This window comes from Curtobacterium sp. 'Ferrero', assembly GCF_002412165.1.
In the GTDB taxonomy this organism is placed as follows: Bacteria; Actinomycetota; Actinomycetes; order Actinomycetales; family Microbacteriaceae; genus Curtobacterium.
Genome location: NZ_NXIA01000013.1, coordinates 1 through 26,132 on the forward strand (window position 1 = coordinate 1; position 26,132 = coordinate 26,132).

General features: G+C 71.8%; 19 protein-coding genes and 1 other RNA gene. 11 read left to right on the top strand and 9 right to left on the bottom strand.

Going from position 1 to position 26,132, the window contains the following annotated elements:
* The first annotated feature begins 31 nt into the window (after positions 1 to 31).
* A complete protein-coding gene (locus Csp2054_RS11915) occupies positions 32 to 3,787 on the top strand; it encodes a multifunctional oxoglutarate decarboxylase/oxoglutarate dehydrogenase thiamine pyrophosphate-binding subunit/dihydrolipoyllysine-residue succinyltransferase subunit (RefSeq protein WP_176491676.1) in 3,756 nt (1,251 codons plus the stop codon).
* Positions 3,788 to 3,968: 181 nt separating this feature from the next.
* Here Csp2054_RS11915 and Csp2054_RS11920 read toward each other — a convergent pair whose 3' ends face one another.
* From Csp2054_RS11920 to Csp2054_RS11930, 3 genes are all read right to left on the bottom strand, one after another.
* Complete coding sequence (locus Csp2054_RS11920) at positions 3,969 to 4,409, bottom strand: GNAT family N-acetyltransferase (protein ID WP_096899538.1); 441 nt, start codon at positions 4,407 to 4,409, stop codon at positions 3,969 to 3,971.
* A gap of 82 nt (positions 4,410 to 4,491) precedes the next feature.
* Positions 4,492 to 4,734 (bottom strand): zf-HC2 domain-containing protein, encoded by a 243-nt coding sequence (locus tag Csp2054_RS11925; RefSeq protein ID WP_096899539.1) that lies wholly within the window; start codon positions 4,732 to 4,734, stop codon positions 4,492 to 4,494.
* Positions 4,731 to 5,489, bottom strand: a complete 759-nt coding sequence (locus Csp2054_RS11930; protein ID WP_096899540.1) for a sigma-70 family RNA polymerase sigma factor — start codon at positions 5,487 to 5,489, stop codon at positions 4,731 to 4,733. The genes Csp2054_RS11925 and Csp2054_RS11930 overlap by 4 nt, the downstream gene beginning before the upstream one ends.
* Positions 5,490 to 5,603: 114 nt before the next feature.
* Here Csp2054_RS11930 and aroA point away from each other — a divergent pair, with 114 nt between their 5' ends.
* From aroA to Csp2054_RS11980, 10 genes are all read left to right on the top strand, one after another.
* Positions 5,604 to 7,013, top strand: coding sequence for a 3-phosphoshikimate 1-carboxyvinyltransferase (aroA, locus tag Csp2054_RS11935; protein ID WP_096899541.1), 1,410 nt, complete (start codon positions 5,604 to 5,606; stop codon positions 7,011 to 7,013).
* 4 nt (positions 7,014 to 7,017) lie between these two features.
* Positions 7,018 to 8,073: a ribosome small subunit-dependent GTPase A gene (gene rsgA / locus Csp2054_RS11940; RefSeq protein WP_096899542.1), complete on the top strand. Its 1,056-nt coding sequence runs from the start codon at positions 7,018 to 7,020 to the stop codon at positions 8,071 to 8,073.
* 40 nt (positions 8,074 to 8,113) lie between these two features.
* On the top strand, positions 8,114 to 9,388 hold the full coding sequence (locus tag Csp2054_RS11945; protein WP_141399250.1) for a hypothetical protein: 1,275 nt from the start codon (positions 8,114 to 8,116) through the stop codon (positions 9,386 to 9,388).
* 82 nt (positions 9,389 to 9,470) lie between these two features.
* Positions 9,471 to 10,253: an inositol monophosphatase family protein gene (locus tag Csp2054_RS11950; protein WP_096899620.1), complete on the top strand. Its 783-nt coding sequence runs from the start codon at positions 9,471 to 9,473 to the stop codon at positions 10,251 to 10,253.
* Positions 10,254 to 10,881: 628 nt separating this feature from the next.
* Positions 10,882 to 13,578: an AAA family ATPase gene (locus Csp2054_RS11955; protein ID WP_096899544.1), complete on the top strand. Its 2,697-nt coding sequence runs from the start codon at positions 10,882 to 10,884 to the stop codon at positions 13,576 to 13,578.
* Between the two features lie 453 nt (positions 13,579 to 14,031).
* The gene (gene glmS, locus Csp2054_RS11960; RefSeq protein ID WP_096899545.1) at positions 14,032 to 15,846 is read left to right on the top strand and encodes a glutamine--fructose-6-phosphate transaminase (isomerizing); all 1,815 of its coding nucleotides are present in this window, start codon (positions 14,032 to 14,034) and stop codon (positions 15,844 to 15,846) included.
* A 147-nt stretch (positions 15,847 to 15,993) separates the two neighbouring features.
* Positions 15,994 to 16,704, top strand: coding sequence for a M50 family metallopeptidase (locus Csp2054_RS11965; protein WP_096899546.1), 711 nt, complete (start codon positions 15,994 to 15,996; stop codon positions 16,702 to 16,704).
* A gap of 202 nt (positions 16,705 to 16,906) precedes the next feature.
* Complete coding sequence (locus tag Csp2054_RS11970; protein WP_096899621.1) at positions 16,907 to 17,485, top strand: NUDIX hydrolase; 579 nt, start codon at positions 16,907 to 16,909, stop codon at positions 17,483 to 17,485.
* A gap of 75 nt (positions 17,486 to 17,560) precedes the next feature.
* On the top strand, positions 17,561 to 18,961 hold the full coding sequence (locus Csp2054_RS11975; protein WP_096899547.1) for an O-acetylhomoserine aminocarboxypropyltransferase/cysteine synthase family protein: 1,401 nt from the start codon (positions 17,561 to 17,563) through the stop codon (positions 18,959 to 18,961).
* A gap of 2 nt (positions 18,962 to 18,963) precedes the next feature.
* The gene (locus Csp2054_RS11980; RefSeq protein WP_096899548.1) at positions 18,964 to 20,271 is read left to right on the top strand and encodes an LLM class flavin-dependent oxidoreductase; all 1,308 of its coding nucleotides are present in this window, start codon (positions 18,964 to 18,966) and stop codon (positions 20,269 to 20,271) included.
* A gap of 104 nt (positions 20,272 to 20,375) precedes the next feature.
* Here Csp2054_RS11980 and Csp2054_RS11985 read toward each other — a convergent pair whose 3' ends face one another.
* The 6 genes from Csp2054_RS11985 to ftsE form a co-directional block, all read right to left on the bottom strand.
* Positions 20,376 to 22,043 carry an APC family permease gene (locus tag Csp2054_RS11985; RefSeq protein WP_217990918.1) on the bottom strand — a complete coding sequence of 556 codons (1,668 nt, stop codon included), beginning with the start codon at positions 22,041 to 22,043 and terminating at the stop codon, positions 20,376 to 20,378.
* Between the two features lie 131 nt (positions 22,044 to 22,174).
* Complete coding sequence (locus tag Csp2054_RS11990; RefSeq protein WP_096899549.1) at positions 22,175 to 23,071, bottom strand: hypothetical protein; 897 nt, start codon at positions 23,069 to 23,071, stop codon at positions 22,175 to 22,177.
* Between the two features lie 162 nt (positions 23,072 to 23,233).
* Positions 23,234 to 23,610, bottom strand: a transfer-messenger RNA (tmRNA) gene (gene ssrA / locus Csp2054_RS11995).
* A 93-nt stretch (positions 23,611 to 23,703) separates the two neighbouring features.
* Positions 23,704 to 24,180 carry an SsrA-binding protein SmpB gene (gene smpB, locus Csp2054_RS12000; RefSeq protein ID WP_096899550.1) on the bottom strand — a complete coding sequence of 159 codons (477 nt, stop codon included), beginning with the start codon at positions 24,178 to 24,180 and terminating at the stop codon, positions 23,704 to 23,706.
* 249 nt (positions 24,181 to 24,429) lie between these two features.
* Complete coding sequence (gene ftsX / locus Csp2054_RS12005; RefSeq protein ID WP_096899551.1) at positions 24,430 to 25,344, bottom strand: permease-like cell division protein FtsX; 915 nt, start codon at positions 25,342 to 25,344, stop codon at positions 24,430 to 24,432.
* On the bottom strand, positions 25,341 to 26,099 hold the full coding sequence (gene ftsE, locus Csp2054_RS12010; protein ID WP_096899552.1) for a cell division ATP-binding protein FtsE: 759 nt from the start codon (positions 26,097 to 26,099) through the stop codon (positions 25,341 to 25,343). Before ftsE ends, ftsX begins: the two co-directional genes overlap by 4 nt.
* Positions 26,100 to 26,132 lie beyond the last annotated feature (33 nt).

The window sequence follows — 26,132 nt, forward strand, 5'->3', positions numbered from 1 at the left end:
GCATCTATCGACGGAGAGTGGGCGATCGGCTGTGTCGAGCCATCTGACCGGAACTGACGAGACCGCGGGCGACTTCGGGGCCAACGAGTGGCTCGTCGACGAGCTCTACGAGCAGTTCGTCGCGGACAAGACCTCGGTCGACGAGTCGTGGTGGCCGGTCCTCGAGAAGTTCCACCGCTCGCAGACCGGGCAGGCTCCGGCAGCGCAGGCCGACCCCGCGCAGACCGCCCCCGCTCCGTCCGGCACCGCCCCGACCACCCAGTCGAGCACGCAGCAGCCCGCCACCGGTGACGCCCCGGCAGAGGCGAAGTCCGGCCCGATCCAGGCCAGGACCACCTCGCGGCAGCCCGCTCCGCAGCCCATCCCGGCCGAGGCCAACGACGCCGCCGACGAGCACGAGGAGACCCACGAGGACGTGGCGACCCCGCTCCGGGGCATGGCGAAGACCCTGGCGTCGAACATGGACGCCTCGCTCACCGTCCCCACCGCGACGAGCGTCCGCACGATCCCCGCGAAGCTGATGATCGACAACCGCATCGTCATCAACAACCACCTGCGTCGGGCACGCGGCGGCAAGATCTCGTTCACGCACCTGATCGGGTGGGCGATGGTCCAGGCGCTGCAGGAGTTCCCGAGCCAGAACGTCTTCTACGAGGAGCGCGACGGCAAGCCGTTCGTGGTGGAGCCCGCGCACGTCGGCCTCGGCATCGCCATCGACGTCCCGAAGAAGGACGGCACCCGCTCCCTCCTCGTCCCGAGCATCAAGCGCGCGGAGACCCTGACGTTCGGGCAGTTCCTCGCCGCCTACGAGGACCTCGTCAAGCGTGCCCGGGACAACAAGCTCACCCCCGCCGACTTCCAGGGCACGACGATCTCGCTCACCAACCCGGGCGGCATCGGCACGGTGCACTCGGTGCCGCGGCTCACCAAGGGCCAGGGCTGCATCATCGGTGCCGGCGCGCTCGAGTACCCGGCGCAGTTCCAGGGCTCCGCGGAGAAGACGCTCGTCGAGCTCGGCATCGGCAAGACGATCACGCTGACGAGCACCTACGACCACCGTGTCATCCAGGGCGCGGGATCCGGCGAGTACCTGAAGAAGGTGCACGAGCGGCTCATCGGCGGGCACGGCTTCTACGAGGGCATCTTCGCCGCGCTCCGCATCCCGTACAAGCCGATCCAGTGGGCGAACGACATCAACGTCGACCTCGCGCACCGCGTCAACAAGACCGCCCGGGTGCAGGAGCTCATCAACAGCTTCCGCGTCCGCGGGCACCTGATGGCGGACATCGACCCGCTCGAGTACCGGCAGCGCACGCACCCCGACCTCGAGATCGAGAGCCACGGGCTGACGTTCTGGGACCTCGACCGCGAGTTCGTCACCGGCGGCCTGGCCGGCACGACCACCGCGCCGTTGCGGGACGTGCTCGGCATCCTCCGCGACGCCTACTGCCGGACCACGGGCATCGAGTACATGCACATCCAGGACCCGGAGCAGCGCCGCTGGGTGCAGTCCCGGATCGAGGTGCCGTACGCGAAGCCGTCGAAGGACGAGCAGCTCCGCGTCCTCGGCAAGCTCAACGAGGCCGAGGCGTTCGAGACCTTCCTGCAGACGAAGTACGTCGGGCAGAAGCGGTTCTCGCTCGAGGGCGGCGAGTCGACGATCGCCTTCCTCGACACGCTCATCCAGCACGCGGCCGGCGCCGGGCTCCGCGAGGTCGCGATCGGCATGGCGCACCGCGGTCGCCTGAACGTGCTGACGAACATCGCCGGCAAGACCTACGGGCAGATCTTCCGCGAGTTCGAGGGCTCGTCGCTGCCGGGTGCCGTGTCGGGCCAGGGTTCGGGCGACGTGAAGTACCACGTCGGCACCGAGGGCGTCTTCCGCGCGAGCGACGGCACGAGCATCCCGGTGACCATCGCCGCGAACCCGTCGCACCTCGAGGCGGTCGACGGCGTGCTCGAGGGCATCGTCCGGGCGAAGCAGGACAAGCAGGCTCCCGGCTCGACCGACGTCCTCCCCGTGCTCGTGCACGGCGACGCGGCCATGGCCGGCCAGGGCGTCGTCGTCGAGACCCTCCAGATGTCGCAGCTGCGCGGCTACCGCACGGGCGGCACGGTCCACCTGGTGATCAACAACCAGGTCGGGTTCACCACGCCGCCGGAGTCGGCTCGGACCTCGGTGTACTCCACCGACGTCGCGAAGACGATCCAGGCGCCGATCTTCCACGTGAACGGCGACGACCCCGAGGCCGTGGCGCGCGTCGCCGAGCTCGCCTTCGCCTACCGCGAGGAGTTCCACCGCGACGTCGTCATCGACCTCGTCTGCTACCGCCGCCGCGGCCACAACGAGGGCGACGACCCGTCGATGACGCAGCCGCTCATGTACAACCTCATCGAGGCCAAGCGCTCCGTCCGCACCCTGTACACCGAGGCGCTCGTCGGTCGCGGCGACATCACGCAGGAGGAGTACGACGAGGCGCACCGCGACTTCCAGGACCGTCTGGAGCGCGCGTTCGCGGAGACGCACGAGGCGCAGACCGGCACCATCCCGGTGATCACGGGCGACGACGACGGCGCGGTGAACGGCCTCGAGCGTCCGACCGCGCAGCGCGACGACTCCGAGAACGACGTGCACGAGACCGCCGTCTCCGAGGACCTCGTCCGCGCGGTCGGCGACGCGCACAGCAACCCGCCCGCCGGGTTCTCCATCCACCCGAAGCTGCAGCAGCTCCTGTCCAAGCGCACCGACATGACCCGGAACGGCGGCATCGACTGGGCGATGGCGGAACTCATCGCGATCGGCTCGGTCCTCGTCGAGGGGAAGCCGGTGCGACTCGCCGGACAGGACGCCCGGCGCGGCACCTTCGTCCAGCGGCAGGCCGTCTTCCACGACCGCGCGAACGGCCAGGAGTGGCTCCCCCTCGCGAACCTCACCGAGGACCAGGCCCGCTTCACCATCTACGATTCGCTGCTGAGCGAGTACGCCGCGATGGCGTTCGAGTACGGCTACTCGGTCGAGCGGCCCGAGGCACTCGTGCTCTGGGAGGCGCAGTTCGGCGACTTCGCCAACGGCGCCCAGACGGTCATCGACGAGTTCATCTCGTCCGCCGAGCAGAAGTGGGGGCAGCGCTCCGGCCTCGTCCTCCTGCTCCCCCACGGCTACGAGGGCCAGGGGCCGGACCACTCCTCGGCGCGCATCGAGCGGTACCTGCAGCTCTTCGCCGAGGACAACATGGTGATCGCCCGGCCATCGACGCCGGCGTCGTACTTCCACCTGCTCCGGCGTCAGGCGTGGGAGCGTCCGCAGAAGCCGCTCATCGTCTTCTCCCCGAAGGCAATGCTCCGGCTCCGGCAGGCCACGAGCCCGGTGGAGGCGTTCACGACCGGCACCTTCCAGGAGGTCATCGACGACGACCGGCAGCTCGACCGCGCCGCCGTGCGCCGCGTGGTGCTGCACTCCGGCAAGGTCCACCACGACCTCCGGGCCGAGGCCGAGAAGTCCGGGCGCGACGACGTCGCCCTCGTGCGGCTCGAGCAGCTCGCCCCGCTGCCCCTGGACCGCATCCTCGAGGTGCTCGCCGGGTACCCGGAGGCCGAGGTCGTCTGGGCGCAGGAGGAGCCGGAGAACCAGGGTGCCTGGCCGTTCGTGTGCATGAACCTCTCCCCGCACCTGCAGGGCCGTCCGCTGTCGGTGGCATCGCGTCCGGCCAGTGCGGCTCCGGCCACGGGGTCGTCGAAGCGCTCGGCCCAGGAAGCCGCCGAGGTCATCCGCACGGCACTCGGCTAGCCGGCTGCTCGGTCGGGCCCACGCCACGCGGCGCCCGACCGAGCACGGCACCTCGTGGTGGACACCGCGCCCCGCAGAGACGGGGCGCGGTGTCCACCACGGGGGCGCGAACGCCACGCGGCGCGAAGGCCACGCGGCGGAACGCCGCGCCCGCGCGAGGCGGGCGCCGCGCAGCTCGCGCTCAGGCGATGCGGGTGTACCGGACCCCGGCCTCGTGGTACCCGCGCTTCTGGTAGAACCGGTGCGCGCTGTCCGTCGCAGCCGCACTGACGGCACTGAGCCGACGCGCACCCTGCTCGGCCGCCCACGTCTCGAACGTGCCGAGGAGCGCCGAACCGGTGCCGCGCCTCCTGGCCGAGTCGTCCACGACGAGCAGGAGCAGCTGCGCCGTCGGCTCGTCCGCGACGTACGCCCACGTCACCTGCGCTCCCGCGACGGCCGCGACCCGGCCGTCGTCACCGCGCACCAACCAGGTGCGGTGACCGGCCGCCGGCGTGAGCCGCTCGAGCCGGGCCCGCATCCCCGACGGTTCGACCTCGTGTCCGAGGAGCCGGACGAGGGCGGTGACGTCGGCGACGTCGGCATCGGACCAGGAGGTGACGGACTCGACAGCAAGGGTCATGCCGCGACCCTACCGAGCACGGGCGACGTGTGACGACACGCTGGATGAGCGTGCACGCAGCACGCCGGCCCGGTCCGTCGGACTAGTGCGTCGCCTGCTCCACGCGGATGCGGGCGAGGACCTCGGCCCGCAGCTGCTCCGGCGCCGTCTCCTTGCACGCACGACGGACGGTCTCGATGAGGACGACCCCGACGCGGTGCTCCGACGTGCAGTCGTCGCAGTGCTCCATGTGCTCGCGGATGTCCGCGGCGTCCTCGCGGCAGAGCTCGCCGTGCAGGAACTCCTCGAGCTCCGCCTTCGCCTTCGAGCAGTCGCAGCCGCTCATCGTGCGTCCTTCCCTTCAGCGCGACCAGCGGCCGCGGTGGCCTTCCGACCCCGCCCGCGCATCGTCGCCGTCGACGCTGCGTCCGGGACGATGCCGGTCTCTCGTGCGTGTTCCGCCAGCAGCCCCCGCAGGAGTCGGCGGCCTCGGTGGAGACGGCTCATGACCGTGCCCACGGGGGTCTTCATGATGTCGGCGATCTCCTGGTAGGAGAACCCCTCGACGTCCGCGAAGTACACGGCCATCCGGAAGTCCTCGGGGATCGCCTGCAGCGCGTCCTTCACCGCCGACGAGGGCAGGTGGTCGATGGCGTCCGCCTCGGCCGAACGCGCCGAGATCGACTGCGTGACGCTCTCCGCGCCACCGAGCTGCCAGTCCTCGAGCTCGTCGATCGTGCCCTGGTACGGGTTCCGCTGGTTCTTGCGGTACGTGTTGATGAACGTGTTCGTCAGGATGCGGTACAGCCAGGCCTTGAGGTTCGTGCCCTGCCGGAACTGCCGGAAGGCCGCGAACGCCTTGACGAACGTCTCCTGCACCAGGTCGGACGCGTCGGCCGGATTGCGGGTCATCCGCATCGCCGCGCCGTACAGCTGGTCCATGAACGGCAGCGCCTGCGACTCGAACAGGTCGCGCAGCTCGGCTTCCGACACGGTGGTCTCGTCGGCGAGGACCTCGTCCTCGTCCTGCACCGCGTCGAGCTGCGCCTCGGTCTCCTCGACCAGGTCGTGTGGTGCTGCCTGCGGTTCGTCGGTGGTCATCACGGCCGAGTCTAGGCCGAGCGTGGTGACCACGACGGGCAGGTGCGCCCGCTCGCGCGTCAGGGTTGCTGTCGCCAATGGTCCTCCCGGTGGATTCAGTACCCTGGTGAACCGATGGCTGCCACGACGCATTCCCACCAGGCCCCCGCGCCCTGGACCGCCCCGCGTGCCCGGGGTCCGCTCCGCGGCGACGTGGCGCTGCCCGGCTCCAAGTCGCTGACCAACCGGGAGCTCGTGCTCGCGGCCCTCGCCGACGGCCCGTCGACCATCCGGTTGCCCCTGCACTCCCGCGACTCGGCGCTCATGGTCGCGGCGCTCCGCCAGCTCGGTGTGGGCATCGACGAGGTGGTCCCGGCCCCCGGTCCCGACGGCAGGCCCGGTGCCCAGAACCCGTACGGGCCCGACCTCCGGATCACTCCGGCACCGATGCACGGCGACGTCCGCGTCGACTGCGGCCTCGCCGGCACCGTGATGCGCTTCCTGCCCCCGCTCGCCGCCCTCGCCACCGGGCCGGTCACGGTCGACGGCGACCCGTACGCCCGCAAGCGCCCGATGGGCGCGATCATCCGCGCACTCGTCGACCTCGGGGTGGACGTGACCGACGACGGCGGCGGCGCGATGCCGTTCTCGTTCACGGGCACCGGGGCCGTCCGCGGCGGATCGCTCACGATCGACGCGTCCGCGTCCTCGCAGTTCGTCTCCGGCCTGCTGCTCTCGGCGCCGCGCTTCACCGAGGGCCTGCACCTCACCCACGACGGCGACCGGCTGCCGAGCCTGCCGCACATCGAGATGACGGTCGCGGCCCTCCGCGCCCGCGGCGTCCGCGTCGACGAGCCCGCCGTCGGCGAGTGGGTCGTCCACCCCGGGTCGATCGGGGCACGCGACGTGACCATCGAGCCCGACCTGTCGAACGCGGCGCCGTTCGCGGTCGCCGCACTCGTGGCGGGTGGCACGGTCCGCATCCGCACCTGGCCGACGGCGACGACCCAGGTCGGTGCCGACCTCGAGACGCTGTTGCCGCTGTGGGGCGCGACCGTCACGCGGGACGGCGACGACCTCGTGTTCGACGGCGGCGTCGGGGTGGCGGGCGGCGCCTCCCTGCCCGGCGTGCAGCTCGACCTGAGCCGCGGCGGCGAACTCGCCCCCGCGCTCGTCGCGCTGGCCGCGCTCGCCTCCGAGCCGAGCGAGATCACCGGGATCGGACACCTCCGCGGGCACGAGACGGACCGGCTCGCCGCGCTGGCGGCGGACCTGAACCGGACGGGAGGCGCGGTGCACGAACTCGACGACGGCCTCCGGATCGAGCCGGCTCGGCTCCACGGCGCGGCGTGGGCCGCGTACGACGACCACCGGATGGCGACCGCCGGAGCCGTCGTGGGCCTCGTCGTCGACGGCGTCGCCGTCGACGACATCGGCTCGACCGCCAAGACGCTGCCGCAGTTCCCCGAGCTGTGGGCCGACCTCGTCGCCACGTCCGGCGGGACCGGTCTCGCCGACGGCACCCCGACCGGGACGGACGGGTGACCCCGTGAGCTGGTGGGACGACGTCGACGGCGACGACCCGGACGACGACGAGCCGTACGGGCAGTACGAGTCGAGGGTCCGGATCCGACCGAACCCGAAGGGCAACCGGCCGCGCACGAAGGTCCGTCCGACGCACGAGGACGCGACCGCCGGCTGGGTGACCAACGTCGACCGCGGACGCTTCGGAGTGCTCGTGCGCGGTGACGGCGACGAGCGGGTGATCACGGCGACGAAGGCGCGCGAGCTCGGCAAGAAGTCGGTCGTCACCGGCGACCACGTGTCGCTCGTCGGCGACACCTCCGGTGAGCCGGGGTCGCTCGCGCGGATCGTGAAGGTCGCCGACCGCACCACCCTGCTCCGCCGCAGTGCCGACGACACCGACGAGGTCGAGCGCGTCATCGTCGCGAACGCGGACCAGATGCTCGTCGTCGTCGCCGCGGCCGACCCCGAACCCCGGACACGGCTCGTCGACCGGTACCTCGTCGCGGCGTTCGACGCCGGGCTCGACCCGATCCTCTGCATCACGAAGACCGACCTCGCCGATCCCGGTCCGTTCCTCGCGCACTTCGCCTGCCTCGACCTGCGGATCGTCACGAGCCGGTCGGACGACGTCCCGTTCGACGCGCTGCACGAGGTCCTCGACGACCGCGTCACGGTGACGGTCGGGCACTCCGGGGTCGGCAAGTCGACGCTCGTCAACGCGATCACGGGGGCGACCCGTGCGACCGGACACGTCAACGCCGTCACCGGCCGGGGGCGGCACACGTCGTCGTCGTCGATCGCCCTCCGGGTGCGGGACGGCGGCTGGATCATCGACACCCCGGGCGTCCGGTCGTTCGGGCTCGGGCACGTCGACCCGGCGAACGTCTTCCGGGCGTTCGCGGCCCACGCGGTGCCGGTGCGCGAGCCCGCCGACGGGATCCCGCTGTCGCAGGCGCACGACTGGGAGATCGTCGACCGGGTGGCTGCGGGTGAGCTCGGGCCGACAGGGGTCGAGCGGCTCGACTCCTTCCGGGCGCTGCTGACCGGCATGGGCGCGGAGGACCCCGGGCAGGAGTGACGGCACGCGTCCGGGCGTGGCGGGTGTACCCTTGCCCCTCGTGTCTGAAGTTGCAAAGTACAACTTAGGGTCGACCGCCGTGGCCGACGCCCCGTCCACCGGGCGTGCACCGTCCACCGAGCACGCCGCATCGGCCGAGCACGCCGCATCGGCCGATCACGCGCCGTCGGCCGAGCACACCGCGCCGGCCGATCACGGCCCCTCGGGCGGTCACGGCTCGTCCGCTGCCCACGCCGCCATCCACGCCCCCGCCCGTCCGCACCGCCGCCCGTCCGCGTCCGGGATCCTCCGACCTGCCGGGCTCGGCCGTGTGCTCGCGACCTTCGGCTCGCACGTCCTCATCCCGCTGTTCCTCGCGGCCGGCATGGGGCTGGCGTACCTGGGCGCCTTCCACGCCCCCACGCCGCACGACCTGCCCGTCGGCATCGTCGGTCAGGCCCCGGCGACGCAGGTGTTCGCCCAGACGGTCACCGACCGCTCCGACGGCGCCCTCGTCGCCCACGTCGTCCGCGACACCGAGCGGGCCGAGCAGCAGGTGCGCGACCGCGAGCTCGCCGCCGTCTACGCGCCGACGAGCACCGCGGCCACGCTCTACGTCTCGACGGCGGCCTCGGAGACGACCGCGAGCGCCGCGCAGAAGGTCTTCCTGCCGATCGCGTACGAGCAGCACCTGCCGTTCCGTGTCGTCGACGTGGTCCGCGCGGGCGACCAGGACACGACCGGTCAGGGGCTCTTCTTCCTCCTCGTCGGCCTGAGCGTCGGCGGCTACGCGTCCGCCATCGCCGTCGCCGGTGTCGCCGCGCGGCTCCGTCCGGTCTGGACCTCGATCGTGGGAGCGGCGACCTCGGCGGTCGTCGCGGCGATCGGGGTCGTGATCGCCGGCCCCGTGTACGGCATCGTGACGACCCACCGGTGGGAGGTGTTCCTCGTCGCATGGCTCTACGACGCCGTGATCGTGGCGCTCGGCGTCGGTCTGCACCCGGTCCTCGGTCGCTGGACGACCCCGATCCTGACGATGCTGTTCGTGATGCTCAACTTCACGAGCTCGGGCGGCATCTTCCAGCCGGCGTTCCAGCCCGGGTTCTTCGCCGCCCTGAACACCTTCTGGAGCGGTGCCGCGTGGCTCCGGGCGGCACAGGACCTGCTGTACTTCCCGGGCGCCTCGCTCGTTCGCCCCGTCGCCACCCTCGGAGCGTGGTTCGTCGTCGCCGTCGTGCTCTGCATCGTGGTGCACGGCCTGGTGGCCCGACGCACCCGGATCGCCCGCGAACGCACGGTCACCGCGGACGAGGAAGCCGAGGTCGTCGCGGCCTGAGCCGGCCCGAGCCGACCCGAGCCGACCCGGGCCGACCCGAGCCGTCCCGAGTCGCCCGGTGCGCGACCGCTACGCTCGTCGCGTGGACCTCAGCGCCGACCTCGACTTCGCCCGCTCCCTCGCCGACACCGCCGACGCCATCAGCCTCGAGCGGTTCCGTGCCGCCGACCTGCACGTGTCCCGCAAGGCCGACAGCACGCACGTCACCGACGCCGACCAGGCGGTCGAACGGGCGCTCCGCGAGCGACTCGCGGCCGAACGGCCGGACGACGCGTTCCTCGGCGAGGAGACCACGGCCGACGCCGGCACCGCGGCCGTCAGCTCGGGGCACCGGCAGTGGGTCGTGGACCCGATCGACGGCACCGCGAACTACCTGCGCGGCGTCCCGGTGTGGGCCACGCTCATCGCCCTCGCCGTGGACGGCCGACCGGTCCTCGGCGTCGTCAGCGCGCCCGCCCTCGGCAAGCGCTGGTGGGCCGCCGAGGGCCTCGGGGCGCACTCCCCCGACGGGCCGCTCCGGGTGTCGGGTGTCGCGTCGCTCTCCGAGGCGAGCATCAGCTACAACAGCATCCAGCAGTGGGACGACGACGGCCGGCTCGAGCCGCTCGTGGCGCTCTCGCGGCAGGTCTGGCGCACGCGGGCCTACGGCGACATGTGGTCCTACATGATGGTGGCGGAGGGCGTGCTCGACGTCGCCGGCGAACCCGACCTGAAGCCGTGGGACATCGCCGCGCTCGTGCCGATCGTCGAGGAGGCCGGTGGTCGGTTCACGTCCCTGGACGGTGAGCCGGGCCCGTGGCACGGCAGCGCCCTCGCCACGAACGGCCTCGTGCACGACGCCGTCGTGGACGTCGTCCGCCGCTGATCCACGGGACCGCCTGTCCGGGAGGCGCGCCAGGACTCACCGACACCGGTTCGAGGTCGGGCTGACGCTGCGCCGTGCACTCCACCGCGGGCCATCGACGACGACACGGGTGTCCCCCGATGGTCGCGCGGCAACGACCGCCCTTGTACCCCGGTCGCTCGAGTCGCGGGGTGGACCCCATCGCGATCCGCGCGGACACGGGGATCGCGCGTGTCCCCCGGCGAGGATCGGGTCCGCCGTTCGGAGGACCGGACCGGCGGCAGGGAGTCCCCCCGGACTGGGGACACGGGAGGCACGACCACTTCGCGCACGACCGGTCCACCCGGGCCTGACCTGGGTTACTGTCATGTCGACGCCAGGTCAGGAGACGTCTCGGATTCCCTAGATCCGGTTCACCACCGCACCTGACGTCAGTTCGTCGAAGACCCTAACCCGAGGGGTGATACAGACGATGACATCATCGTTCCCGAGCGGAACCGAGTGCACCCTCACTCGTCGTCCGCATCCCAACCACGAAGCTCCTTCACGACCGGTCGACCGCGCGGCTTCCCTCCGTGCCCGGAACCGGTCCGCCTCCGCGCGCCCGTCCGTCGCAGCATCCGTCTCCGGACCCGGAGGCCGGTGAGTCATGGCACTCACCGGTCGCCGTCTCGAGGTCGACCGGATCGCGACCCTCGCAGTGCTCCCCCGGGAGTCCGCGATGGTCGTCGTCGGCGACCCTGGTTCCGGACGCAGCAGCGTCCTCGACGCGGTCGCGAACCGCGTCTCCCTCCCCGTCGTCCGCGTCGGGGTGAACGGATCTGAGTCCCGCTGGCCCCTGGCCGGCGTGACCGCCCTGTTCACCGCGCTGGACGATCCCCGCGCCACCGCGCACATCGCCCACCTCCTGCAGGCCGGTGCCACCGGCCAGGCGGTGGCCGACCGTGCCGGTCTGGCGGCCGCGCACGACTTCCTCGAGGCCGTGCACACCCTCACCCTGCCGCCGACGGTCGTCCTCATCGACGACCTCGACCGGATGGACGAGGAGAGCCAGGAGCTCATCGCGTTCCTCGCCGGGCGTCTCGCCGGCACCGCGCTGCGGGTCGTCGCCACCGTGCGCACCGTCCCCGCCGACGGTCCGCTCGCCGCGCTCCCGGCGCTTCGCCTGGAACCGCTCGGCGTGGACGACTCGCTCGCCCTCGCCCGCGAGATGGCACCGGACGATGCGAACGAGGGCGTGCTCGCCGTGCTCGCACAGGAGACCGGGGGCAACCCGGGCGCCCTGCGCGAACAGCTCGCCGTCCTCTCCCGCGGACAGCTCAGTGGCACCGAGCCGCTCGTGCTGCCGCTCCGCCCCACCCAGACGACCGAGGCCATCGCCGCGGTCGAGCTCGACGCCGCTGCGGGACGCGATCTGGACGTCCTCGCCCGGCTCGCGCTCGTCCCCACGGCGCGCATCGCCGGCTGGGACCGCGACGCCGTGGACGACCTCGCCGACGCGGGCCTCGTCACCGTGCGGGGGCAGGCCGTCACGGTCCGCAACCCGCTCGTCCGGTCGTCCGTGTACTGGCGGATGCCGTCCCGTGCGCGACGGACCGCCCACACCGAGCTGGCCGCGGCGAGCGCCGACACCGACCCGCGTGCCGCTGCCTGGCACGCGAGCTTCGTCGACGACGTCCCGGACGCGGTCGCGTTGCTCCGTGCGGCCCGGTCGTACGTCGTGGACGGCGACACCGACGCGGCGATCGCGCTCACCGAGCGTGCGCTCCTCGTCGGCGGCGGCGCGGACGACGAGCACGAGGCGCTGCTCGGCGTGGCCGAGCTGATGCTCGCGAACCGTCTGCTCGGCTTCGCGGCGCGGTACCTGGCGGCGATCCGGCCGTTCCGTGCCACGGCGACCGAGGTCCGGCGGCTCCGGCTGCAGTACTCGGTGGAGTTCCTGAGCGGTGACGCGGTGCACGCGGACGAGCTGCTCGTCCCGACGGACCTGGACGACCCGGTCGAGGCGGACGCCGTCGCGGGCCTGCTGGCGATGGTGGCGTGCTTCCGTGCGGAGGTGTGGGAGCTCGACCAGGCCCGTGACCTCCTCACCCGTGCCGAGCCGCTGCAGGCGTCGGCGTCGGAGCACACCCGGGAGATGACGACCGCCGCGCGCGAGCTCATCGCCGCGGTGGACGGCAGCCTGCCGGCGGACGCCGAGCTGCACGACGGCCTCGCGGCGCACGAGCTGCAGCGACTGTCCGACCCGGCGCTGCTCCTGCTGGCGCACGCGCTGAGCCTCGGTGAGCGGTACCGCAGTGCCCGTCGGGTGTTCGCGCTCGTGCTGGCCCGTGGGCCGCAGACGGCTCCGGTGTGGACCGAGGCCGCCCGCTACCTGTCCGCCGAGAACGAGGTGCGCTCCGGGAACTTCCGGCAGGCGCTCCGTGCGATCGACGTGTGGGAGGCCGGTTCGGCGTCGTCGGAGCGGCTGCGTGAGCCCTCGCGGGTGATCGCGATCGCGTGGCGGCACTTCGCGGAGGGTCGTTCGTCGGAGGCGCTCGACGTCCTCGACCGGTGCCTGACGCAGCGGTCCACCGTGCGGCTGTGGGGTGCGACGGCGAAGCTGCACGCCCTCCGAGGCCAGGTCCTGCTGCTCGACGGTCGGATCGAGGAGGCTGCGGTGGCCCTGGAGGCCGCCGACGCCATCGCGCGACCGCTGCGGAACCCGGCGGTGCTCCGGCACCTCGGCGACCTGGTGGAGGCGTACGTGCGGCTCGGCCGGACCGACGACGCCCGTGCGGCCACCGCACGGCTCGCTGCCGACCACCACGCCCGCCCGTCGCGCTGGGGAGCCCTGGTGCTCGCCAGGAGCCTCGCCCTGGTGGCGGACGACACCACCCGTGAGACCTCGCGTCGTCGGGCGCTGGAGCTGTTCCAGCCGCACGACTCGCAGTTCGAGCGGGCCCGGACGTTCGCGGCCCTGGCGGCCGTCGGCACCCCGACGGAGCGTCCGCGGCTCGGTGCGGCGGCCGCGGCGGCGTACGAGGCTGCCGGTCTCCGGCGTCCCCTCGCGACGCCCGCCCCGACGGTCGCGATGCCGGCCTTCGGTGCGCCGTCGTCGCAGCGGTCCGGTTCCGTGCTGTCGGCTCCCGGCACGCCGCGGAGTGCGCCCGACGCGTCGGCGGTGCTGACCTCGCTGACGGCCGAGGAGCGTGCGGTCGTGCAGAAGGTCACCGAGGGGTACCGGAACCGCGAGATCGCGTCGTCGCTGTTCATGTCGCAGCGCACGGTGGAGCTGCGGTTGACGCAGATCTACCGCAAGGTCGGAGCGCGGTCGCGCTCCCACCTGGTCGCGCTGCTCACCTGAGCGCGCGGCTCGCGCGCTCCGGTGACCACCGGTCGCCGACGCGACCACCTGACGGACGGGAGGCCCGGTACCAGCTGGTACCGGGCCTCCCGTCTGCGCGCCTTCCGGTCAGGGCGACGCACGGTCGGACCGGTTGCGGAAGACCGCAGGGCCGCACGCGCGGTGCCCCGGCTGCGCGGGGAACCGCAAGAGCGGGCACCGGCTGTTGCCGTCGTCCCGCGGCCGGGTGAGGCTTCTCCTGCACCGACCGCCGTGCCCCTCCCGGGGCCCGTCCGCGGTACCCCGTTCGGTACCCGAACCGTCGGTCCGAGATCGCCGCCGTCCGTCCCCGCCTGATCCGCGGACGGGCGTCGGCCCTCGGCCGGCGGACCGAGCGCGCGGCTGACCCGACGGCGGTCGGTGCCGCTCCTCCCCCCGAGCACCACCCCACCTCCCAGCCCGAAGGGACAGCCGATGTGCGGCATCATCGCGGCCCGTGTCAGTGACGACGTGAGCCCCTACCTGCTCGACGGCCTCGAACGACTCGAGTACCGGGGGTACGACTCCGCCGGGATCGCGGTGCGGACGGCGTCCGGCGGGACCGAGACCATCCGGTCCGTGTCCCGCGTGGGCGACCTGCGCACCCTGGTCGCGGCACGCTCCGGGGACGCCCTGACCGGCGTCGGCATCGGGCACACCCGCTGGGCCACGCACGGCGCCGTCCGCGAGGCGAACGCCCACCCGCACGCCGACTGCTCGCGTCGGATCAGCGTCGTGCACAACGGGATCGTGGAGAACGCGGACGTGCTGCGGGCCCGGCTCGAGCAGCAGGGTCACGTGTTCCGCTCCGACGTCGACTCCGAGGTCATCGCGCACCTCGTCGAGCGGGCGCTGGCGGTGGACCCGGACCTGATGCTCGCCGTGCAGATCGCGACGGCGCAGCTCGAGGGGTCGTGGGCGATCGTCGTGCTGGACGCGCGGGACGGCCGGATGGTCGTCGCCGCCGACCGGTCCCCGCTCGTGGTCGCACGGTCGGCGCGGGGCGACTTCGTGGCGAGCGACGTGGGGGCGATCGCCGAGTGGTGCGAGACCTTCGTGGCGCTCCGGGACGGCGACGTGGTCGAGCTCGGGGAGGCCTGGGCGTGGTCGTCGCGGGGTGTCGCGGTCGCGGTGCCGTTCCCGACGCCGTCGCCGTTCGCCGCCGCCGCGCTCGAGCTCGGCGACCACCCGGACCACATGGCGAAGGAGATCGAGGAGCAGCCGGCGGTCGTCGCGTCGATCCTCGAGCGGGTCGCCCGGCGCGCCGCGGACGGCAGCATGTGGATCGGGCTCGGGCTGCCGGGCTTCCACCGGTTGGCGGTCGTCGCGTGTGGCACGTCGCTCAACGCCGGGCACGTCATCGCGACCGCGCTCCGCGGGATCGGCGGGGTCCCGACCGACATCGTGGTAGCGAGCGAGGCCGACCAGGCCGTGCTCGGCGCCGGCACGCTCGTGGTGGCGATCAGCCAGTCCGGCGAGACCGCCGACGTGCTGCGGGCGCTCGACCGGTTCGACGACCGGCACCCGGTGCTCGCCCTGACGAACAACCTGCACTCGTCGCTCGCCCGTCGGGCAGACGCGGTCCTCGACTGCCACGCCGGCCCGGAGGTCGGGGTCGCGGCGACGAAGACGTTCACGGCGCAGGTCGTCGTGGGCGTCGCCGCGGTGATCTCGGCCATGGTCGCGTCGGGTCGCATCGAGCCGACCCGGGCGGCGGCCCTCGTCGCCGAGCTGTCGGACCTGCCCACACGGGTGGAGCACGCCGCCGCGGTGGCGGCCGAACGCATCCCCCTGCTGGTGTCGAGCGTGCGCGAGGCCTCCGGCTTCCTCTTCCTCGGACGCGGGCCCGGTCTGGCGTACGCGGCGGAGGGGGCACTGAAGCTCAAGGAGCTCAGCTACCGGTGGGCCGAGGCGTACCCGGCCGGCGAGCTCAAGCACGGCCCGCTCGCGCTCGTCGACGAGGGCACCCCCGTGGTCGTCGTCGACCACGGCGAGCACCGGATGCAGGCGAACATCGCCGAGGTCCGGGCCCGTGGCGGGTTCGTCATCACGATCGGCGGCGAGGGCTCCGACATCCCCGCGCTCGCCGGCCGCGGCTCGGGTGGACTGGCCTGGGGTGCGTCGACCGCGCCGTGGGGTCCGCTCGAAGCGGTCGTGCCGCTGCAGATGCTCGCCCGCGAACTCGCGCTGCAGCTCGGCTGCGACGTCGACAAGCCGAGGAACCTCGCGAAGTCGGTGACGGTCGAATAGCCAGGCACCAGCGCGTGAACCGCCTGACGGTGTTCCTCGCCGTCCTCGCCGGACTGACGGTGGTGGCCTCGGTCGCCATCGTCGTCACGGTGCTCTCCACCTGATCCCAGGGTTCCTCCTGGACGGGGCTGCGATGCTTGCCGCCTCATGACCGCTGCCCCGTCCCTCGTCACCGTCGCGCTCCTCGTCGGCGCGGTCCTGCCGTTCGTGCCCGTCGCCGGCCGGGTCGCGGGGATCGCGGCGACGATCGCCCACGAGGTCGGCCACGTCGTCGTGGTCGTCCCGTTCGGCGGCCGCATCCAGCGCATCGACCTGCACCCGGACGGGTCGGGCGAGGCCTGGGTGCAGCTCGGTCGGGTCCCGCACGCGATCCGGTGGGTCGTGCGGGTCCTCAACCTGTTCGCCGGGTACTCGGCGCCGCTGTGGGCCGGTGTGCTCCTGGTGACGGGAGTGCTGGACGGGTCGCGGTGGCTGCCGGTCGCGGTGCTCGGGGCCATCGGGCTCGTCGCGCTGCTCTTCGTGCGGAACTGGTTCGGGCTGCTCGTGGTGGTCGGCTTCGACGCGCTCGCACTGTGGGTGGCCCTCCGCCCGTCGGAGACGACCGTGCTCGTCGTGGCCGCGGTGGGGGCGTTCTTCGTGGTCGACGGGCTCCGGTCGGTGCTGCAGGTCGCGCGGTGGCTCCTGACCGGTGCCCGCGTACAGACCGACTTCCACATCGCCGCCGCCGAGCTGCGGGTGCCGGCGACGCTGTGGTTCGTGCTGTTCCTGGTCGTGAACGGCGTCGCGGTGTGGCTCGCCCGCGGCCCCCTGCTCGCCGTGTGGGACACCGTCGTCGCGGGCGTCCGCTCCCTGCTCTGACGCGGGCGCCGGGCCGGCCGGCCGGCGGGCCGGCGGGTCCAGGAAACGCGCGTGTTTCGACAAGACACGTGTCGTTCCACGGGTGCAACGTCGACACATGCGCCCGCAGAGGATGCGCGCGCATCGTGCGACGTCCCGCTCGTCGATCGACGCGAGCAACGTCGCTCCGGAGCGGCTCCGGGCGACCTGCGACGATGGACCGATGCGCCTCGCCGACGTCACCACCGCCCTCGCCCGCACCGACGACGACGTTCCCGGCGTCGTCGCCGCGCGGCACTTCGTGGACCGGCACGGCGCCGCCGCACTCCGACGCGAGGGAGGCCCGGAACACCTCACGGCGTCCTGCTTCGTCTTCTCACCGGACCTCGAGCAGACCCTGCTCTGCCTGCACCGGAAAGGGGGCTTCTGGGTGCAGTTCGGCGGCCACCTCGAACCCGACGACCGCGACCTCGCGGACACCGCCAGACGCGAGGCACGGGAGGAGTCCGGGATCGCCGACCTCGAACTGCTCGACGGTCGCATCGTCGACGTCGACCGGCACGACCTGCACGACGGTTTCGGACGGTGCGCCGCGCACTGGGACGTCGGCTTCGTGGCGCTCGTCGACCCGTCGGCCGCCACCGCGGCCAGCGACGAGAGCGACGACGTCCGGTGGTTCCCCGTCGGTGCCCTGCCGGACGCCCTGCCGTCGACCTTCCCGCGCCGTCTGCTCGCCGCGCGCGACGCCGCCCGGCGCTCCATCGGCACGCCGGTCCGCACGGATTGGCCCGGCCGTTTGTAACCCGGTGCAGCATTCGCCTGTCCGCGGAGCGCAGCGTGCGAGGGTACCGCCACCCGTCGAACGCTGGAGGACCGCATGACGAACGAGGAGCCCACCGCCCCGCAGCACGGCTTCGCCACCGAGCAGGTGCACGGCGGCTTCGTCCCCGACCCGGCGCACGGCGCGCGGGTGCCCGCGATCCACATGTCGTCGGGCTTCCTCTTCGACGACTTCGACCAGGCCCGCGACCGCTTCGCCGGCACCGACGACGGGTACACGTACACCCGACTCGGCAACCCGACGAACGCGGACGTCGAACGCCGCGTCGCGCTGCTGGAGCGCAGCGCGGAGGCGATCCTCGTCGGCAGCGGACAGGCTGCGGCGACGGTGGCGTTCCTCGGGCTGCTACAGGCTGGCGACCACGTGGTGAGCGCCCGCAGCATCTACGAGGGGACCCGCGGCCTGCTGCTGCAGAACCTCGGCCGACTCGGCATCGAGGTCGACTTCGTCGCCGACGCCCGCGACCTCGACGCCTGGGCCGCCGCGGTCCGACCGAACACGAAGGCGTTCTTCGCCGAGACGATCCCGAACCCGAAGAACGACGTGCTCGACATCACGGGCGTGGCCGACGCCGCACACCGCGCCGGTGTCCCCCTGATCGTCGACAACACCCTCGCCACGCCGTACCTCGTCCGCCCGGTGGAGCACGGTGCGGACATCGTCGTGCACTCCGCGTCGAAGTTCCTCTCCGGGCACGGAGCCGGCCTCGGCGGTGTCGTGGTCGACGGCGGCACGTTCGACTGGTCGGCCGCGCCCGAGCGGTGGACGCACCTGACCACGCCGGAACGGTCGCTCGGCGGGCAGAGCTACGTCGAACGCTTCGGCAGCCGCGCGTTCGTCGTCTTCGCCCGCGATGTGATCGCTTCCCGCATCGGCCCCACACCGTCGCCGTTCAACGCGTTCCTGCTGCGCCAGGGCATCGAGACGCTGAGCCTGCGCGTCGAACGGCACAGCGCGAACGCGCTGGCGATCGCGGAGTACCTGGACCAGCAGCCGGAGGTGACGAGCGTCGACCACGCGGGTCTGGCCTCCAGTCCGTACCACGACCTCGCCCAGCGCTACCTGCCCCGCGGAGCCGGCTCCGTCTTCGCGTTCACCCTCGCCGGCGGCGAGGCAGCCGCCCGCACCTTCATCGACGCGGTCGAGCTCTTCAGCCGGATGACCCACCTCGGCGACGTGCGGTCGCTCATCCTGCACCCGGCGACGACGACCCACGCCGGCCGCACGCCGGAGGAACGGGCCGAGCAGGGCATCGGGGACGGCCTGATCCGGCTGTCGGTCGGCATCGAGGACGTCGCGGACCTGGTCCGCGACCTCGACCGCGGCTTCGCCGCGCTGCGCGGACCCAGCCGGGAGGCACGGGGCGCGACCGCCTCGGAGGTCGCCTCGCTCGCGCACACCGTCCCGCAGGGGCACGTCATCGCCGAGGAGGTCTGACCATGGCCGAGCTGCAGCACTTCGGGTACTTCTTCTCGCGCGGGTTCGGCCCGCAGGCGTGGGGCCGCGACGACTGGCACTGGGGCCACGACTGGACGAAGCCGGACCTGTACCAGCAGTCGGTCCGGGCACTCGAGCAGGCCGGCATGGACCTCGTGATCGCCGAGGACGCGATCTCCCTCGGCAGCCCGGCGACCCTCGACCTGCGCATCCGCCAGGCGTACGGCGGACCGAAGCACGACCCGCTCCTGCTGGCGCCGTACCTCTTCGCCGCGACGACGCACCTCGGCATCGCGCCGACGATCAACGCCGGGTTCACACCGCCGTACCTCGCGGCTCGCCAGGCCGCCACGCTCGCGCACCTGTCCGGCGACCGCTTCGGCCTCAACGTCGTGACCGACACCGGCAGCGCCCGGCACGCGGGTCTCGCGCCGCTGCCGCACGACGCCGCGTACGACCGCGCCGAGGAGTGGCTGCAGCTCGTGCGCCGCCTCTGGCACTCGTGGGGGTCGCACGGCTACGTGGGCGACGCGACCGACTGGCACTTCGCGGACGGGGACGCCCTCGACGCGTTCCACCACGAGGGCGCGTACTTCACCGCCGACGGTCCCCTCAACGCCCTGCCGCTCGACACCGACCCGGTGATCGTCTCCCCCGGCGGGTCCGGTCGCGGGCTCGGGTTCGCCGGGACGCACTCGGACGTGCAGCTCGCGCTCGCACCGCTGACGGCCGCCGCGGTCCGCGACTACCGCTCCCGGGTGCTCACGGCAGCCTCGGACGCCGGCCGGTCCGCCGACGACATCCGCGTGCTGTTCGTCCTGAAGCCGGTCCTGGTGTCCTCGCCGGAGGAGGCCGACCGGATCGTCGCGGCCTCGGAGCACCCGACCGACGAGGCCCTGCGTGCCGCAGCCGTGGCCTGGTCGAGCGACTCCGAGACGGACCTGCTCGCGCTCGACCTCGACGCGCCGATCCCGCCGGGAACGTTCGGCGACCACGTCTCCGCCGGCACGATCCGCGGACTCGTCGGCGACACCCCGGACGCTCCCCTCCGCGACCTGCTGGCCCGGAAGGCACGGCTCGGCCGGATCAGCACCAGGAGCGGTTTCGTCGGCACCGCGGACGAGTTCGCCGACTTCGTCGAGGAGCTCGGGGCGGACGCCGACAACGACGGCTTCATCCTCTCCGGCGACCTGCACCCGGCGCAGGTGTACCGGATGCTCGGCGACCTGGTGCCCGTGCTCCGGAAGCGCGGGCTGCTCCGCCGGGAGTACGGGGACGGGGGGATCCGCGCGAACCTGTTCGACTTCTGACCGGGCGGTCGCCGGGCGACCGACGGACGGACGGGAGGCCCGTGGCGGCATCGCCACGGGCCTCCCGTCCGTCTCGTGTCGCCCCCTGCGATCCGGTGGCGGACTCAGTGGTGGACGGGCTCCACCACGTTCGACTCCTCGACCTCGCGGACGTCCTCGGCGGTGCGGAGGATCTCCTCCCGCGTGCTGGCGGAGTTGACGGCCCAGTAGTAGATCACCAGCGAGAACACCGCGACGACGACGATGTCGACCCACAGCGGGAAGACCGGCGTCGTGAGCGGTCCGAAATCGCTGAGGAACACGATGAGTCCCATGCCGACCAGGTAGGGCAGCAGCCACTGGGCTGCCTTCCAGTCCCACCGCGGCTGCACGCTGGACGCGCCCCGGAACACGTTGTTCAGGACGATGACGACCGCTCCGATGAGGATCGCGATGCCGAGCTTCCAGTCGGTGTCCCACCCGGTCCAGAGGATGATGAGGTTCGCGATGACGAACGCGACCGGTGCGAGCACGCTCGCCGCCGGCATCCGGTACGGGCGCTCGACCTCGGGGATCCGCTTCCGGAACGCGCCGAGGGCGAGCGGCGCACCCGCGTACATGAGCACCGAGGCGCTCGTGATGAGCGAGACCAGACCCTGCCACGACGGGAACGGCGCGAAGCACGCGCAGCCCACGACGAACGCGGTGACCAGGCCGACCCACGGCACACCGGCCTTCGTCGTCCACTCGAACGCCTTCGGGAAGTAGCCGTTGCGGCTGAGCCCGTACGAGATGCGGGTCGTCGCCGTCACGTAGATCAGGCCGGTGCCACCGGGCGAGATGATCGCGTCGATGAAGATGATCACCGCCAGCCAGGTGATGCCGGCCGCCATCGCGATGTCGGCGAACGGACCGGTGTACTTCGTGAAGTCCGCGGTCGCCCAGGACCCCTGGATGACGTTCGACTGGAGCACGCCGAGGAACACGACCTGCAGGAGCAGGTAGATCACCAGGCCGATGATGACCGAGCCGATGACCGCGCGCGGGATGTCGCGCTTGGGGTTCTTCGCCTCGCCGGCGAGCTGGTCCGCCTGCTCGAACCCGAGGAACGCGAAGATGATGCCGGAGGTCGACACCGCCGCGAGGATGCCCTTCGCCCCGCCCGGGAGGAAGCCGTCGGCCGCGGTGAAGTTGCTGCCGTGGAAGCCGCTGAAGGCGAGCACGATGATGACCAGGAGGGGGATCGCGACCTTCCACCACGTCGCGGCCGAGTTCGTGTTCGCGAGGATGCGGACGCTCAGCAGGTTGACCGCGGTGACGATGGCCATCAGCACGATCGCGACCGCGATGCCGGACCCGGTGAGCAGCTGCTGCGTCTCGCCGTCCACGACCGTGGTGTGCAGCCACGGGTGGGCGAACTCCCAGTGCTGCGCGTACTTGATCATGGCCTCGACCTCGATCGGCGCGACCGTGACCGACTGCAGCCACGAGAACCAGCCGAACGATGCGCCGGCCACGCCACCGAACGCGATGTGCGGGAACCGCGCCGTTCCGCCCGCGATCGGGAACATGCCGCCGAGTTCGGCGTGCACGAGGGCGAGGACGAGGACCGCCACACCGCCGATGAGCCACGAGATGATCGCGGCGGGACCCGCTGTCTTCAGGGCCTCCTGCGACCCGAAGAGCCACCCGGACCCGATGATCGACCCCGTCGATGCCCAGATGAGCCCGATGAAGCCGACGTTGCGCTTGAGGCCGGTGTCCGGCAGCGCCTGTGTCGTCGTTGTTGCCACTGTTGCTCCTGTCGAATGACGCCACCCCTCCCTCGGGGGTCGCGTGCAACGACAATGGCACTCGACGGCGGGTTCGCCGGATTATTTAACGAGGTGGAAACATCCGCCCTGTACAATCCCACAGGCTCACGCTACTTCCCGCGCTTGTCGGCCTTCTTCCCGGCCTGCTTCTCGGCCTTCTTCTTCTCGGCCTTCTTCTTCTCGGCCTTCTTCTTGTCGGCTTTCTTCCCGCCGGCCTTCTGCTTCTCGGCCTTCTTCCCGCCGTCCTTCTGCTTCTCGGCCTTCTGCTTCTCGGCCTTCTTCTTCTCGGCCTTCTTCCCGCCGTCCTTCTTCCCGCCGTCCTGCGTGCCTGCGGGTGCCTCGGCGCCGTGGTCGTCCTCGCCGCCGTCGTCCGCGCCGTCCTGCCGCTCGGCCTGCTCGTCGTCGTCGGTCCCGCTGACGGACCCCACGACGACCTCGGCGCCGGTGTCGGCGGTGACCTCGACCGGCTGCTCCTCGACCGCGGGCGCCAGCGCGTCTGCGACGCGTTCGACCTCGAGCTCGGCGCCGTCCTCCGCGAGCCGGAGGAGTGCCTGCGCGGCTCGCACCCGCGTCGTGGTCCGTCGGGCGAGGACGTCCGCTCGGGCTCCCTCGAGCACGGACCGCAGGGCACGCTCGGCGACGGAGCGGCCGCGGGGAGCGGAGCGGTCGAGCCGGTCGAGCTCGCCGACCACCCCGGACGCGTCGTCGGCGACGGACTCGTCCCGCACCGATGCGATGAGTGCGGCCACCGCCGCCGCGGCTCGTTCGACGGTGGCCGACCGCTGGTCGAGGACGACGAGCATCTCGAACACCGCGCCGTACGTGACGGTCTCGACGCGGACGGGTTCGGCGGCACGACCGCGGAGCACCAGCCTGGCGTCCGGAGTCGACAGCCACGGGATCAGCGCGGCGACCGAGGCGACCGACCCGACGACGCGCTCGTACTCCCCCAGGCTCAGGCGTTCCTGCTCGCGCAGACGGACTCGGATCGCGATCTCCTGCACCACACTCGCGCCTCTCTCGGTGGGCGCGGGCGTGTCCTCGCGCCGGTGGCTCGAGCCTATTCCCGGAGACCGACAGCGTCCCGAGCAGGACGGAGACGACGAACGCCCCGCTCGGATGAGCGGGGCGTCCGGGGAACTCTGCGTGACAGCGGCCTCCGTCGGCGTTGGTGGAGATGGGGGGAATCGAACCCCCGTCCAACGCTGCGATTCGACGTCTTCTACGGGCGTAGCCGGATGAGGCGTTCTGCTCGGCCCCGTCCATTGCTACCGGCATCTTGGACGACGGGCCCAGTCTCAGTGCAAGTCCCGCACGGCCCTGAGGCACAACCGTGCAGCGAGTCCTCTGGATGACGCCGGGATCAGGTTAGGGGACGGTCACCTGGCCGACGGACTTCATGTGCTGGGCTGCTTACGCAGCGAGAGCGAAGTCAGTGCGCTTGGAATTGGCACTTGTTGTTTTCCACGGATCGTTCACGAGATGACCGTGGGTCCTCGGCCCGCTTCCCGTCGGCACACAGGCGATGTCGAAACCGATCATCCCCGTACGGGCCGACAGACGAGCCGCTGTCACACTGTTGAGTTCCCAATCCGCCGTTCAGGCGGTCCCCCAGTCTAGTCGACCGGGGCGCGCCACGCTACTCGCCGACGCGGTTCCGCAGGCGCATGGCCCGTTCAGCCTCACGCTTGTCGGTCTTCTCGCGGAGCGCCTGGCGCTTGTCGAACTCGCGCTTGCCCTTGGCGACCGCGATCTCCACCTTGGCCCGGCCGTCGTGGAAGTAGATCTGCAGCGGCACCAACGTGTACCCGCCCTGCGCGGTCTTGTGCGAGATCTTGACGATCTGCTGCTTGTGCAGGAGCAGCTTCCGCTTGCGCCGGGGCGAATGGTTGTTCCACGTGCCCTCGGTGTACTCCGGGATGTGCACGGCGTCGAGCCAGGCCTCTCCGCCGTCGATGAAGGCGTACCCGTCGACCAGCGAGGCGCGTCCCTGGCGCAGGGACTTCACCTCGGTGCCGGAGAGCACCATCCCCGCCTCGTACGTGTCCTCGATCAGGTAGTCGTGCCGGGCGCGACGGTTCGTGGCGACGACCTTCTCACCGCGTTCCTTGGCCATGACGACTCCTCCCGAGCGGGCGCGCTCCGGACCCGGTGTCCGGCGCAGCCCTACAGACTACTGAACACCAGCGGTGCGTCGCATCTTCCCGGCGCGTCGGGCTCGCGCGCGTCGTGCTGCCGGACCCGAGACTCGGCTCCGCGGACAGTTCCGTGGCCTGATCGCCGCGAATCAGTCCGCCCGGCCGAGACTCGGGGCAGCGGCACGCGGCGCGCGGCAGCGGCAGCGGCAGCGGCGGGTGCGGCTCAGCTACACCTTCAGGTAGCGGCGGATGGCGATCGATGCCGACAGCCCCGCGAGCAGCACGCCGATGACGATCACGGCCGGGACCACGATGGCCGCGTCCCCCATGCCGATGAACGCCGTGCCGGAGAACCGGATCGCCAGGTAGTTCCGGACGAAGAACCACACGACGGCGACGATCGCCCCACCGGCGAGGACGGCTCCGATGGCTGCGGCGATCACCCCCTCGAGCACGAACGGTGTCTGGATGAACCGGTTCGACGCCCCGACCAGTCGCATGATCCCGAGCTCCCGCCGTCGACTGAACGCCGACAACCGGATCGTGGTCGCGATGAGCAGTACGGCCGCGACGAGCATGAGCGCCGCGATGCCGATCGCCGTGTACGACGAGGCGTTGAGCAGGTTGAAGATCGGTTGCAGGTACCCGCGCTGGTCGACCACGCTCTGCACGCCGGCGACCTTGGACAGGCTCTCCACGAGGACGTCGGACTGCGACGGGTTCTTGAGGTTCACCCAGTAGGTCTCGTTGAGGTACTCGGGCTTGACGAACTCGGTGGCGGGCGAGTCCTTGAACTGCTGCTTGAACCGGGTGTAGGCGTCCTGCTGGTCCTCGAAGTAGAACTTCTCGATGTACGGCTTCAGCGTCGACGACTCGAGCTGCGCCTTCACCTGTGCCTGCTGGTCGGCCGTCGCCTTCGCGCCCGTGCAGTTGCCGGTGGTGTCGGTGTCCGTGCAGAGGTAGACGGCGACCTGCGCCCGGTCGTACCAGTACCCCTTCATCTGGTTGATCTGCATCTGCAGCAGGATCGCGGTGCCCACGAAGGTCAGCGAGATGAAGGTCACGAGGACGACGGAGACGACCATCGACGCGTTGCGCCGGAGTCCCGAGCCGACCTCGGACATGACGAGACCGAGCCTCATCGGATGATCCCCGGGATGGTCTGGATGCCGGTGGTGTTCGACACGGTGGAGCCTCGCTGGATCGGGACGGCCTGGGTCTGGTAGCCGCCGGACTGCTCGTCGCGCAGCACGGTGCCGTTCGACAGTTCGATGACGCGGCGCTGCATCTGGTTCACGATGCTCGCGTCGTGCGTGGCCATGAGGACGGTGGTGCCGCCCTGGTTGATCCGCTCGAGGAGCGCCATGATGCCCGCGGACGTCGTCGGGTCGAGGTTGCCGGTCGGCTCGTCCGCGAGGAGGATCGCCGGCTTGTTCACGACGGCACGCGCGATCGCGACACGCTGCTGCTCACCACCGGAGAGCTCGTGCGGCATGCGGGTGGCCTTGCCGGCGAGACCGACGAGCTTGAGTACGTCGGTGACGGCCTCGCTGATGAAGCCCTTGCTCTTGCCGATCACCTGCAGCGAGAACGCGACGTTGTCGAACACGTTCTTGTTCGGCAGGAGTCGGAAGTCCTGGAACACGACGCCGAGGTTCCGCCGGAAGTAGGGGACCTTGCGGGACGACAGGCTGCCGAGACGCTGCCCGAGCACGTGGATCTGCCCGCGGGAGGGCTTCTCCTCCTTGAGCACGAGGCGCAGGAAGCTGGACTTGCCGGAGCCGGACGCGCCCACGAGGAAGACGAACTCGCCCTTGAGGATCTCGAGGGAGATGTCGTCGAGCGCAGGACTCGGGTTGCCCGAGTACACCTTGGTGACCTGGTCGAATTTGATCATGACCGGATCAGGGTAGGTCGACCCGACCCGAAA

Coding starts and splice junctions, on each gene's coding strand:
- glmS (WP_096899545.1), top strand. CDS start 14,032: ATGTGCGGCATCATCGCGGCCCGTGTCAGTGACGACGTGAGCCCCTAC.
- Csp2054_RS11965 (WP_096899546.1), top strand. CDS start 15,994: ATGACCGCTGCCCCGTCCCTCGTCACCGTCGCGCTCCTCGTCGGCGCG.
- Csp2054_RS11955 (WP_096899544.1), top strand. CDS start 10,882: ATGGCACTCACCGGTCGCCGTCTCGAGGTCGACCGGATCGCGACCCTC.
- ftsX (WP_096899551.1), bottom strand. CDS start 25,344: ATGAGGCTCGGTCTCGTCATGTCCGAGGTCGGCTCGGGACTCCGGCGC.
- smpB (WP_096899550.1), bottom strand. CDS start 24,180: ATGGCCAAGGAACGCGGTGAGAAGGTCGTCGCCACGAACCGTCGCGCC.
- Csp2054_RS11975 (WP_096899547.1), top strand. CDS start 17,561: ATGACGAACGAGGAGCCCACCGCCCCGCAGCACGGCTTCGCCACCGAG.
- Csp2054_RS11930 (WP_096899540.1), bottom strand. CDS start 5,489: ATGACCACCGACGAACCGCAGGCAGCACCACACGACCTGGTCGAGGAG.
- Csp2054_RS11980 (WP_096899548.1), top strand. CDS start 18,964: ATGGCCGAGCTGCAGCACTTCGGGTACTTCTTCTCGCGCGGGTTCGGC.
- aroA (WP_096899541.1), top strand. CDS start 5,604: ATGGCTGCCACGACGCATTCCCACCAGGCCCCCGCGCCCTGGACCGCC.
- ftsE (WP_096899552.1), bottom strand. CDS start 26,099: ATGATCAAATTCGACCAGGTCACCAAGGTGTACTCGGGCAACCCGAGT.
- Csp2054_RS11925 (WP_096899539.1), bottom strand. CDS start 4,734: ATGAGCGGCTGCGACTGCTCGAAGGCGAAGGCGGAGCTCGAGGAGTTC.
- Csp2054_RS11970 (WP_096899621.1), top strand. CDS start 16,907: ATGCGCCTCGCCGACGTCACCACCGCCCTCGCCCGCACCGACGACGAC.
- Csp2054_RS11920 (WP_096899538.1), bottom strand. CDS start 4,409: ATGACCCTTGCTGTCGAGTCCGTCACCTCCTGGTCCGATGCCGACGTC.